This is a genomic window from Mesorhizobium sp. M8A.F.Ca.ET.021.01.1.1 (assembly GCF_003998025.1).
In the GTDB taxonomy this organism is placed as follows: Bacteria; Pseudomonadota; Alphaproteobacteria; order Rhizobiales; family Rhizobiaceae; genus Mesorhizobium.
Window position 1 is genome coordinate 1 of the sequence record NZ_RZSJ01000142.1, and the last position, 11,778, is coordinate 11,778.

11 protein-coding genes are annotated in these 11,778 nt (G+C 64.0%); 2 read left to right on the forward strand and 9 right to left on the reverse strand.

All coding sequences use genetic code 11. From position 1 onward, the window contains the following. A partial coding sequence (locus EOA36_RS13730; RefSeq protein ID WP_127278097.1) for an FAD binding domain-containing protein occupies nucleotides 1-636 on the reverse strand: 636 nt, incomplete at its 3' end. 332 nt (nucleotides 637-968) lie between these two features. On the opposite strand from EOA36_RS13730, the gene pncA reads away from it, so the two are divergent. Beyond that, nucleotides 969-1,583: a bifunctional nicotinamidase/pyrazinamidase gene (gene pncA / locus EOA36_RS13735; protein WP_127278098.1), complete on the forward strand. Its 615-nt coding sequence runs from the start codon at nucleotides 969-971 to the stop codon at nucleotides 1,581-1,583. A gap of 28 nt (nucleotides 1,584-1,611) precedes the next feature. After that, nucleotides 1,612-3,036 carry a sodium:proton antiporter gene (locus tag EOA36_RS13740; RefSeq protein ID WP_189553206.1) on the forward strand — a complete coding sequence of 475 codons (1,425 nt, stop codon included), beginning with the start codon at nucleotides 1,612-1,614 and terminating at the stop codon, nucleotides 3,034-3,036. Here EOA36_RS13740 and EOA36_RS13745 read toward each other — a convergent pair whose 3' ends face one another. From EOA36_RS13745 to EOA36_RS13785, 8 genes are all read right to left on the reverse strand, one after another. Then, nucleotides 3,037-3,744 (reverse strand): ABC transporter ATP-binding protein, encoded by a 708-nt coding sequence (locus EOA36_RS13745; protein ID WP_127278100.1) that lies wholly within the window; start codon nucleotides 3,742-3,744, stop codon nucleotides 3,037-3,039. Beyond that, complete coding sequence (locus EOA36_RS13750) at nucleotides 3,741-4,466, reverse strand: ABC transporter ATP-binding protein (protein WP_127278101.1); 726 nt, start codon at nucleotides 4,464-4,466, stop codon at nucleotides 3,741-3,743. The genes EOA36_RS13745 and EOA36_RS13750 overlap by 4 nt, the downstream gene beginning before the upstream one ends. Further along, the gene (locus tag EOA36_RS13755) at nucleotides 4,463-5,425 is read right to left on the reverse strand and encodes a branched-chain amino acid ABC transporter permease (protein ID WP_127278102.1); all 963 of its coding nucleotides are present in this window, start codon (nucleotides 5,423-5,425) and stop codon (nucleotides 4,463-4,465) included. The genes EOA36_RS13750 and EOA36_RS13755 overlap by 4 nt, the downstream gene beginning before the upstream one ends. Continuing rightward, nucleotides 5,422-6,303 (reverse strand): branched-chain amino acid ABC transporter permease, encoded by an 882-nt coding sequence (locus EOA36_RS13760; protein ID WP_127278103.1) that lies wholly within the window; start codon nucleotides 6,301-6,303, stop codon nucleotides 5,422-5,424. The genes EOA36_RS13755 and EOA36_RS13760 overlap by 4 nt, the downstream gene beginning before the upstream one ends. Before the next feature lie 221 nt (nucleotides 6,304-6,524). Continuing rightward, nucleotides 6,525-7,829, reverse strand: coding sequence for an ABC transporter substrate-binding protein (locus EOA36_RS13770; protein WP_127278104.1), 1,305 nt, complete (start codon nucleotides 7,827-7,829; stop codon nucleotides 6,525-6,527). A 157-nt stretch (nucleotides 7,830-7,986) separates the two neighbouring features. Beyond that, entirely contained in the window at nucleotides 7,987-9,372 is a 1,386-nt protein-coding gene (locus tag EOA36_RS13775; RefSeq protein ID WP_189522208.1) for a hypothetical protein, read from the reverse strand. 64 nt (nucleotides 9,373-9,436) lie between these two features. Further along, nucleotides 9,437-10,741, reverse strand: coding sequence for a nicotinate phosphoribosyltransferase (gene pncB, locus EOA36_RS13780; RefSeq protein WP_127278105.1), 1,305 nt, complete (start codon nucleotides 10,739-10,741; stop codon nucleotides 9,437-9,439). A 119-nt stretch (nucleotides 10,742-10,860) separates the two neighbouring features. Then, nucleotides 10,861-11,778 (reverse strand): LysR substrate-binding domain-containing protein (locus EOA36_RS13785; protein ID WP_127278106.1); only part of this gene is annotated, 918 nt, incomplete at its 5' end.

Genomic DNA, 11,778 nt, shown 5'->3' on the forward strand with positions numbered 1-11,778 from the left:
GGCGGAACAAGAGCCGACGGCCACCGCCGCATCCGCGACAGTGCCATTTTCGACAACCAGCCGCGCCGCCACCATGGCGATGGAGATGACGAGATAACGCCGGGCGCCGAGCTTGACGAAGGCCGATGTGCCGGAGAGTTTCGGCACGCGGATGGCAGTCACCATCTCGCCAGGCTGCAAGGCGGTACGGCGGTTGCCGAGGATGAACTGCGACAAGGGCAGATGGCGTGTCGCCGCCACCGAGCGCAGTTCTACCTCGGCGTCGAGCACGAGCAGGCCCGGCACGCCGTCGGCGGCAGGTGAAGCGTTGCAGAGATTGCCGGCGACCGAGGCGACGTTCTGGATCTGCGCCGAGCCGACCTCCCGCGCCGTCTGTTTCAAGGCGTCAAAGGCTGGCGGCAAGGGGTGACGGATGACATCGGTCCATGTCGTGCGCGCGCCGACGATCCAATGGCTGGCGGTTTCGACGATGCCGCGCAGCGTTGTCAGTCCGTTGATATCGAGGACATTGTCGCGAAACGGCTTGCTTCCCTGTACCGGATAGAAATCCGTGCCGCCGGCAAGAATGCGCCAGGTGCCCCCGCCAAGCAGCGCGAGCGCCTCGTCGACCGTGGTGGGTTTCGCGTAACGGATCACGCTTTCCTTCCCAGTAAGATGGGCCTTCCCAACAAGATGGGGGCCTTCCCCGAGATCGGCCCTCCCAAGACGTTTCGCCTGGGAATATCCTGCCGGTTTTCGATCCGGCAAATTCATTCGTATGCAAATGATATCAAGACGGCGGAATTTGTCAAAGCCAGAGTTTACGCCGGTGTCCATGTGGCTGGCATCGCCACGCATTTGTTATTCCGCTGGAGGTTGACGCGGCCCGCCATCTGGTCAAGTTTCTCCCTCCGGTCGCGCCAGCGGCTTCTTCTTTCGCCGGGCCCCTCATTCGGAGCCCGACCGCAGCCTGACAGGAAGGAAACCCCATGGCCGACGAAGCGCTCGTTGTCATCGACCTGCAGAATGATTTTTGCCCGGGCGGCGCATTGGCCGTAGCCGGCGGCGACGAGATCGTACCGCTGGTCAACGACATGATCCGGCGAACCGACCATGTCGTGCTGACGCAGGACTGGCACCCCGCCGGCCATTCCAGCTTTGCCTCGAGCCATCCCGGCGCGCAGCCTTTTTCGGCGGTCGAAATGCCCTACGGCCCGCAGACTTTGTGGCCGGACCATTGCATCCAGGGCAGTCTCGGCTCGGATTTCCACTCGGGGCTGGCCTGGACCAAGGCCGAACTCGTCATCCGCAAGGGATTTCGTCCTGCCATCGACAGTTACTCCGCCTTCTTCGAGAACGATCACGCGACGCCCACCGGGCTCGCCGGCTATCTCCGGGAGCGCGGCATCGACACGCTGACCCTGGTCGGGCTGGCGACCGATTTCTGCGTCGCCTTCTCGGCGCTGGATGCGGTCAAACAGGGGTTTAGAACCACGGTCAGGCTCGATGCCTGCCGTGGCATCGATCTCAACGGATCGCTCGAGGCAATGCTGGCGAGAATGCGCGACGCCGGCGTGACGCTCGAAGATCATACGTCGGACTGACCGCACCGTGGCGGGCAGAGGGGGATGCATGCCGATGGCGAGCGGGGCGGCCGGCGCGATCATCGTCGCGTTGCTGTTTCCGGTATCGGCCTTCGCCGCCGAAGAGCATGGCCTGCCGGGCGCCGCCATGTCGCTCTGGTGGGCGCTGCCTTTTGCCGGACTGCTCCTGTCGATCGCCACCGGTCCGCTGCTGTTCCACCATGTCTGGGAACACCACTACGGCAAGATCGCTGCCTTGTGGGCGGCGCTGGTGATCGTGCCGCTCGCGGTCGCCTTCGGCACCCCGGCGGCAACCGAGGCGGTGCTGCACGCGCTGCTCACCGAATACATGTCGTTCATTGTCCTGCTGTTTGCGCTCTACACGATTTCGGGCGGCATCCTGCTTGCCGGCAACATCCACGGGACACCGCTGGTCAATGCCGGACTGCTGATCGTCGGGGCGCTGCTTGCCTCGGTGATCGGCACGACGGGCGCCTCGATGATCCTGATCCGGCCGATCCTGCGCGCCAACGACAACAGGCCTTTCAATGCCCATGTCGTCATCTTCTTCATTTTCCTGGTGTCCAACATTGGCGGCTCGCTGACGCCGCTCGGCGACCCGCCGCTGTTCGTCGGTTTCCTGCGCGGCGTCGATTTCTTCTGGACGACCGCCAATCTCTGGCGAGAGACGCTGTTCGTCGTTGTGGTCGTGCTCGCCGTCTTCCTGGCGATCGACCTCATCCTGCACCGGCGCGAGGCTGGCGCGCCGAAGATCAAGGATCCAACACCGGATACGAAGGTGCGCCTGCGCGGCCTGGCCAACCTCCCGCTGCTGGCCGGTGTGATCGGCGTCATCCTGCTGTCGGCGGCCTGGAGGCCAGGCGTGAGCTTTTCCGTGTTCGGCGTCGGTCTCGAACTGCAGAACCTGGTACGCGACGCGATCATCCTCGCGCTGGCCCTGCTATCGCTTCCCCTCTCCTACAAGAGCCACCGCCAAGCAAACGGCTTCAACTGGGGACCGATCGCGGAAGTGGCCAAGTTGTTTGCCGGCATCTTTATCTGCATCGTTCCGGTCGTTGCCATTTTGAGAGCCGGCCATGACGGCGCGCTGGCGCCGCTGGTCGCGCTCGTCACCTCGGCGCAAGGCACACCCAACGACCTCGCCTATTTCTGGCTGACCGGGGCGCTGTCGTCCTTCCTCGACAATGCGCCGACCTATCTGGTGTTTTTCGAGCTGGCCGGCGGCGACCCCCAACACCTGATGACGGAGTTCGCCTCGACGCTTGCCGCGATCTCGGCGGGCGCTGTGTTCATGGGCGCCAACACCTATATCGGCAACGCGCCCAACTTCATGGTCTATGCCATTGCCAGGCATCGTGGCGTCAAGATGCCAGGTTTCTTCGGCTATATGCTGTGGTCCGGGCTGGTGTTGATCCCGACCTTCTTGATCGCTGGCTTTCTGTTTTTCGGCTGATCAGCCGACGCCGACATAGCGCCTGACCGCCGACGGGTCGGCGCGCAGGGCCTCGACATCGACGGTCTCGCGGTTGCGGCCGTTCTCGATGAACGAGACGCGGTCGGCGACCGACAACACAGCGTCGACCCGCTGCTCGACCAGGATGGTGGAGACGCCCAGCTCGCGCAGCTTCGATACAGTCTCGCGGATCTTGGCGATCATGGACGGCATCAACCCTTCGGTCGGCTCATCGAGCAAAAGCACCTGCGGCTCGAGACAGAGCGCACGCGCCATGGCCAGCATCTGCTGCTCGCCGCCGGACAAGGTGCCGGAGCGCTGCCGCAGCCGCTGGCGCAGCAGCGGGAAAAGGTCGAGGACGTTCTCGCGCGTCGCCTTGCCCTTGCCGCGCGCCATCAGCCCGATCTCGATGTTTTCAGCCACCGTCATCTCGGCGAACAGCCGCCTTCCCTGCGGTACATAGGCGACGCCGGCCTTCGGTACTTCATGCGCCGGCAGGCCGGTCAACTCCCGGCCGGCGAGCCTGATCGAGCCGCCATTCGCGGGAACCAGGCCCATGATCGCCTTCAGCGTCGTCGTCTTGCCGGCGCCATTGCGGCCGAACAGGCACAGCACCTCGCCCTTGTTCAGCACGAGATCGAGCCCGTAGAGCACCTGGACCTCGCCATAGAAGCAGTCCAGCCCCGAGATCACCAATGCATCGGTCATGGGGCGGTCCCCAGATAGGCGTCCTGCACCGCCGCGTCGTTTCGGATCGCTTCGGGCGCGCCCTCGGCCAGGATCCTGCCGGCGTTGAAGACGGTGATGCGGTCAGCCAGATGCATGACCACAGGCATGTTGTGCTCGATCAGCAGCACGGTGGCGCTCTTGGCGATGTCGCGTACCAGCTCGACGAAATTGTCGATCTCGCTATCGGCAAGGCCTTGCGTCGGCTCGTCGAGGATCAGCAGGCGCGGTTTCAGCGCCAGGCCCATCGCCACTTCGAGCAATCGCTGATGCCCGTAGGACAACTGCCCGGCCGGCATATGGGCGCGGTCGGCCAGCCCGGTGCGTTCGAGCGCCGACATGACGCCGGCGCGCACCGCACCCTTCGAGCGGCCGTCGCTCAACGTGCGCTGCACCGGCAGCGCGACATTGTCGTAGACAGGCAGGTTGGCGAAAACGCTGGTGATCTGGAAGGTGTAGGCGATGCCCTGGCGGACCCTGACATAGGCCGGCAGGCCGGTGATGTCAGCGCCGTCGAAGAGGATCGCTCCCGAAGATGGCCGGATGCGGCCGCTGACCAGGCTGACGAAAGTGGTCTTGCCTGCCCCGTTGGGCCCGATGACGGCGCGGATTTCTCCGGGCATCAAGGTGAAGTCGACGCTGTCGACGGCGCGCAGGCCGCCGAAATTGCGCGACAGGCCCTTGGTGGTCAAAAGCGGCGTCATGGCAACCACCCGAGCCAGCGCTGGCGGATGCTGCCGAGAATGCCCTTGGGGAAGAACAGCACCAGCAGGATCAGCGCGATGCCGACGATCAGCAGATAGGCCGATGTGTAGCCGCTGGTGACGTCGATGACATAGTACATGAACAGCGTGCCGATCAGCGGTCCGAGCGTCGTGGCGGCACCCCCGAGCAGCACCCACAGCAGCGGCAGGATCGAGTATTGCACCGAGGCGAAGCTCGAGCCGACATAGCCGAACAGCAGCGCGTAGGCGGCACCCGAGGCAGCGCAGATCGTGCCGGAGACGACGACGGCGGCGAGCTTGTTGGAGAAGGTGTCGTAGCCCAGCATCTTCGTGCGTTCTTCGTTCTCGCGGATGGCGACCAACACGCGGCCATAGCGGGACCGGACGATGGCGAGCGTGATCAGCAGCACGAGCGAGAACAGCGACAGCGCGCAGATATAGCGCACGGTCGGGTTGGTGAGGTCGAGCGAGGTTGCACCGAAAGAGAGGACCCGCGCCGGCTGCGGCACCACCATGCCCTGGTCGCCCCCGGTCCAAGCCGCGAGATAGAGGATGGCGAGATAAAACACCTGGGCGAACATCATGGTGACGATCATGAAAGCGACACCCGTGGTGCGCAGGGCCAGAAGGCCGATGATCACGGAGAGGACGGCACCACAACCGAGACCAGCGGCGAACGCCGCCGGCACGCTCCAGCCGAGTTGGATGATGCCGAGCCCAGCGCCATAGAGCCCGGCGCCGAAGAACATGGCGTGGCCCAAACTGAGCAGGCCGACATAGCCGAACAGCATGTTGTAGCCCATGGCGAAGACCGCCAGCACCATGATGCGGGCGAGCAGGCCGTGATAGTACTCCGGCAAAAGGAAGCTCAGCACGAAGAGCAGCGCGATGACGCCGAGATGCAGCGCGTAGGCCTTTGCCGGCGAAGCTTCGCTCATCGCGATGCCGTCCCGAACAGGCCTTGCGGCCGGAACACCAGCACCATGGCGACCAGCAGCGTGGCGATGATCTTGGCCAAGGTCGGCGAGAAGAACATCGAGATGATGCCGTCGGACAGCCCGATCAGCACGGCGGCGACGACGGTGCCGCGCAGCGAGCCGAGGCCCCCGATGATGACGACGATGAAGGACAAGAGCAGCGGGTCCTGTCCCATCAGGTAGTGCGCCTGGCTGATCGGCACGATCAGCACCGCAGCGATCGCCGCCAGCATGGCGCCAAGCGCGAAGACGCCGCCATAGACGCGGCCGACAGAGATGCCGAAGGCTTGCGCCGTCTCGCTGTCGTACTGCGTGGCGCGCATGATGAGGCCGATCTTCGTGCGCGTCAGCACCAGCCATGTCGCGATCAACAGGACAGCGGATGCGGCGATGATCGACAGCTTGTAGCCGGAATAGCCGAACCACGGCAGACGGATGCGATAGCTGAAGGGCGGCTCCACCGGCCGCGCTTCGGGACCATAGAAAGTCAACGCCAGCTGCTGGATGATGTAGAGCATGCCGATGGTGGCGACGATGGTGGCTTCAGGGTTGTAATTGAGCCGGCGCAGCACCAGCCGTTCGGCGACCACCGCGATGGCGCCGACGATCAGTGGCGCGATCACCAGCGCCGCCAGGAAGCCGAGCGCGGGGTGGCCGCCGATTGCTGATGTGATCGCCCAGGCAAGCACGGCGCCGAGCATGAAGAACTCGCCGTGGGCGACGTTGACGACACGCATGACGCCGAACACCAGCGACAAGCCCAGCGCCGTCAGCGCCAGCACGGCCGAGGTGACGAGGCCTTCGAGGGTTGCCAGGAGGAGATGAGGTCCGAAGTGCATTGATTACACGCTTGATAGGGCGGCGCGAAGCGCCCCCCTCTGCCCTGCCGGACATCTCCCCCTCAAGGGGGGAGATTGGCAGCTCCTGCGACGGCTCTTTTTTTCCATCGTCTGCGATTGGCGAAACCCGCCGTAAAATCCAATCTCCCCCCTTGAGGGGGAGATGTCCGGCAGGACAGAGAGGGGGGCCTGGGCGCTCACGCTTGCTGGAAAAGCAACGCCTACAGCGCCTGCGTCGTGTAATCCCCTTCGGCCTCGTAAAGCCCGTCCTCGATCTTGGTCTTGTGCACGACCTTGAGCTTGCCGCCTTCGACCTTGGAGATGTTCTGGATGCCAAAGCACTGATGAATCTTGCCGTTGAAGGTTTTCGGCCCTTGCGGATGCTCAGGCCCTTCGGCGAATTCCTTCAGCGCTTCGGTCGCCTCGACCAGCTTGGCGCGATCTTCCGGTCCCTTGTAGCCGGCGTCTTCCATCGCCTTCTTGACGACGTAGAGCGTCTCCCAGCAGCCGAACATGTGCGCGGCGGTGGAGACATCCTTGGGATCGCCGACAGCGGCGCCATTGTCGTCGATGCCGACGGCGGCGCGATAGGCTTTCTGCGCGGCGGAATCATCCGGTTGCGCATAGCGCGGCGAGCCCTCCCAAAAGTGGCTGCCGTCGAGGAATTCCAGGCCGGGGCTATTGATGTCGGTGGCTTCGAGCGAATCGATGAAACCGAACAATTGCGGCCGGTTGGAGCCGTAGAATTCGCCGAGTTCCTTGACGAAGGTGAGCACCGCCGGTCCGACCATGACATGGTAGATCACCTCGGTCTCGGCCGGGATCTGCGGGAAATATTTGGTGAAGGACGATTCCGTCGGCGGAATGGCGATCTGGGCAATCACCTCGGCGCCTTGCGCCTTCAGCGCCGGCGGCAGGTAGTCGCGATGGTCGTAGCCGAAGGCGAAATCGGGGAATATCTGCGTCACCTTCTTGCCGGCATTGGCGGCGATCCACGGCGCCATCGACTGGATCTGGCTCTTCACATCGGTGATGCCGGGCTGGAAGACGTAACGGTTGAGCTTGGTCGAGGCGACGTGGTGGCCTTCGCTGACGACGAAATAGGGCATCTTGGCTTCGCCGGCGGCGGGCGCCGAGCCGATGACGACATGCGAGAACAGCGTGCCGAAGACGATGTCGGTCTTGTGCTGTGTGGCGAACTTGCCGACCACCTCGGCGCCGCGGCCAGGATCGGTGCCGTCATCCTCGATGATGACCTCGACCTGACGGCCATTGATGCCGCCGGCGGCATTGATCGCCTTGATCGCGGCGGCGGTGGTCTTCTCATACCAGCGGCCATAGGCGGCGCCGATGCCGGTTCGGTGCGACTGGAAACCGATCTTGATCGGCGCCGAGCTTTGCGCCTGGGAATAGCGGACAAAGCCGGGCGCCATGGCGAGACCGGCGCCGGCGGCGAGACCCTTCAGCGCATTGCGGCGGGTAAGTGTGGTTTTGGAGAGGTCGAAAAATCCGTTCTTGTCAGTCACGTTCGTTCCCCTGTTTTTGCGTTTTGACCAACGATAAGGCGGCTCGAACATCCTCGGCAAGAGGATGCAAAATTGCATGTGTACAAACTAAATCACCAAAGGCTTGGCCTGGCAAGCGAGCTTTCCGTGGGGGCAAGCCCGCACGGGATGGCTTGTCTCATCCGACCGTCGGCGTGGCAAGCAGCCAAAGACCGAAAATGGTGTAGGCGATCATCAAAACAGTGAGCGGAAACTGGCTGAGCGCGGCGCGAGTGGGCTGGGGATGCAGGCGCCAGGCAAAGCCGTGGGCGACGAGAACCGCCAGCACATGGCCAAGGATGATGGCGCTGGCCTGGACATTCCACAGCCACCATGCGGAGCCGGCGCCGGCAACGATGCCGGCTTCGACCTGCATGTCGGCGGTGCCGAACAGGTTCCAGCCCAGCGCGAATGGATCGGACAGGGAGGCCAAAGCATACTGGCCGTCGACCAGCAGCGCCGTCAGATAGTGCGCGACATGATAGGCGAGCGCGATCGGCACGATCGACCACACCAGCAGTCCCGCCGACTGGGCGAGAGACCGATCGCTGCGGGCAAGACGCTGGCCGAGAAAGACGGCGAGAAGGAACACCGCTGTCAGCAGCGCGAATGTCATACCGAGTCCCAGCGTGCCGCTGTCGATCACCGCCGTGCGGCCGGGAAATTCCAGCGGGTTGATGCCGAACAGGCCGAGCCAGAAGAAGGTTTTCGACAGGCCGTCGAACGAGACCGACGACAGAGCGAGCAGCAGGAACGCCATGCCGCTGGCCGGCAAGGGTTCGGCCGTGAGCAGCTTGGCACCTGGCCAGCACAGCGCGAGCCGGCCGTCATCGTCGCGCGCGACCGGCGCGAAGCGCGACACCATCGAGAAGAAGATGCCGAGGAATTCGCCGCCGCGGCTCCACTTGTCGTAGCCGAACACCAGCATGGCGACAAAAGTAACCAGCCAATAGAGGCCGGCGGCAAAGGCAAGCCGTGCCGGATCGTCCGGCGCCGGATCGATGAGTTCGAACCAGGCAAAGGCCAGGAACAGGATGACGGCCGGCCAGCAGCCAAGCCATTGCGGAAGTTGCCTGGCCACCTCATCGCCTTTGCCCGTCAGGCGGGACAGCAGGCGCCACGGGCCGTACCACGGGTTGAGCCACGACCAGAGATCGCCGAACACGCCTTGCAGCAGGGTCAGCCCGGCCCATAGCAGCGTCCACACCACCAAAGGCAGCGGATTGGAAAGCGGATCGCGGCTCCCGATGAAGCCGGCGGTGATGAGGATTGCCAAGCCGGCAAAGGAAATCAGGCTGATAACGATCCGGGCGCCGTCGCTGAATGTGAAAAGCGGCAGGCGCCGACGCCAGAAACGGTCGAGGGTGTCGGGCGGCAGCAGGGCAAGGACAAGGAAGCTGACGGCCACCGCGAACGCGCCGCCGATCAGGTAGTAGCCGGTCGGAAGGAGGAGGACGTGGCCACGGTCGGAGGCGTGGGCGAAGGCAGGAGTGGGTAAGACGAGCCCCAAAGCGGCAGACAGCAACGCTAATGACCAGCGACAGCCCTCTACGGCGGAACTCGACCTCTCCAAGATCCCGCCTACCTCCTCACACCTTGACCAGTTGCTCCACGCGATCCTTAGCGCCAAAAATCCGCAAATACCGCTCGATCTCCTTGAGATCGCCGGTCGCCTTGGCCGGGTTGTCGGACAGTTTCACCGCCGGCCTGCCATTGGCCTCGGTCACCTTGCAGACCAGCGATATGGCATCGAGGCTGTTGGTCTCCGTCGGCGCACAGCCTTCGAAATCATTGGTCAGGTTGGTGCCCCAGCCGAAGGACATGCGCACCTTGCCTTTGAAGTGGCGGTAGGTTTCCTCGATGCTCTCCACCTCGAGCCCGTCGGAGAAGATCAGCAGCTTCTGCCTGGGGTCCTTGCCCTTCTCGCGCCACCAGTCGATGATTTTTTCGCCGCCCTCGATCGGCGGCGCGCTGTCGGGACGGAAGCCCGTCCAGTCGGCGACCCAGTCCGGCGCGTCGCGCAGGAAGGAAGCGGTGCCGAAGGCGTCGGGCAGCACGATCAGCAGATTGCCGCCATAGTAACGCTGCCAATCCTGCAGCACCTTGTAGGGTGACTGCTTCAGCTCTTTTTCCGAATTGGCGAGTGCCGCAAACACCATCGGCAGTTCATGCGCGTTGGTGCCGAGCGCTTCGAGGTCGTTGTCCATGGCCAGAAGCACATTGGAGGTGCCGGTGAAGGCTTCGCCAATGCCTTCCTTCAGCGCCTCGACGCACCAGCGCTGCCACAGGAAGGAATGGCGCCGCCGGGTGCCGAAATCGGAAATGCGGATGCCGGGCAGCGCCTTCAGCCGTTCGGTCTTGGCCCACATCTTGGCCTTGGCGCGGGCATAGAGCACGTCGAGCGCGAACGGCCCGAACGACCGCAATGCGGCCCGCGAACGCAATTCGTTGATGATGGCGAGCGCGGGGATCTCCCACAGCGTGGTGTACATCCACGGGCCGGAGAAGGAGAGCTCGTACTGGCCGTCATGCCTGGAGAGCTCATAATCGGGCAGCCGGAAGCCTTCCAGCCAGGCGAGGAATTCCGGTTCGAAAATCTGCTTGCGGCCGTAGAAATTGTTGCCGCCGAGCCAGATCATCTCCTTCTTGGAGAAGCGCAGCGTGCGGGCATGGTCGAGTTGTTCGCGCAACTCGCCTTCGTCGATCTCGTCGGCGAGCCGCACCGAGGTGGTGCGGTTGATCAGCGAAAAAGTGGCATCGACCTTGGGATACATTCCCCAGATCATCTGCAGCATCAAAAGCTTGTAGAAGTCGGTGTCGAGCAGGCTGCGCACGATCGGGTCGAGCTTCCAAGTGTGGTTATAGACGCGCCGTGCAATATCGGTCTTGGCCATGTCTCGTTACCGCCTTCGCTGCCCTGCCACCACAATAGCGACAGGCCTCATAGCATCGAATTGACCAAAACGCTGCCCGCTTTCAGGTTGGCCCGACAAAAAGAAAGCCCTGCGTGCGGCTACGAGGGTTTGCCGCCCATCACCTTGAGCGCTGGACGTTTACGGCGGGTGACGAGGCGGCCCGCCACGGGGGCGCCGGCGCGGCCGTCATCCCCGGCCTTCTCGGCGAACAGCCAGTCCATGAACACCTGCACGATCGGCGTCGCCCGCATTTCGTTGCGGCAAACGACATAGAAATCATCGACCGCGGGCACCGACAGGCTGAACGGAGCGACCAGCATGCCCCTGGCCAGCAGCGCGCTTGCCGTCACCGAGTCGCCCAGCGCCACGCCATGGCCGTGCACCGCGGCCTCCGCCGTCATGCGCGCATCGCCGAGATGATGGCGCCGACCGCGCTCCAGGTCCAGCGCGTCGGCGGCGGCCAGCCAGGTGTGCCACTCGCGGCCATCGTCACCATGCAGCAAGACATGGTCGGCGAGGTCGCGAACATTGCGGATCGGCCGGTTGTTGATCAGCGTCGGGCTGACCACCGGGAACAGCTCCAGGCCCGACCATTTGCGCATCCAGCAATCGGTCCAGCTGCCATCGCCATAGTGCACGCAGACATCGATATGCGGCGCCCGGATATCCCTTGGGTCGTTGGAGGGGATGAGCGTCAGCTGGATATCAGGATATTGCGCGGTGAAGCTGCCGAGCCTCGGCGTCATCCACAAAAGCAGCAGCGCCGGCACGCAGGACACCGACAGCGCGCCGCTGCTTGCCGGCCGCGTCAGCCTTTGCGTTGCGGCGGCGATGCCGTCGAAGGCCGTCGACACCGCCGGCAAAAGTTCGGCGCCATGCGGGGTCAACTTGACCCGCTGGCCGATGCGTTCGAACAGCTTGACGCCGAGCGATTGCTCCAGCGCCTTGATCTGGTGGCTGACGGCGCCATGCGTGACATTCAGCTCACTCGCCGCCTTGGTCAGCGAGGCATGGCG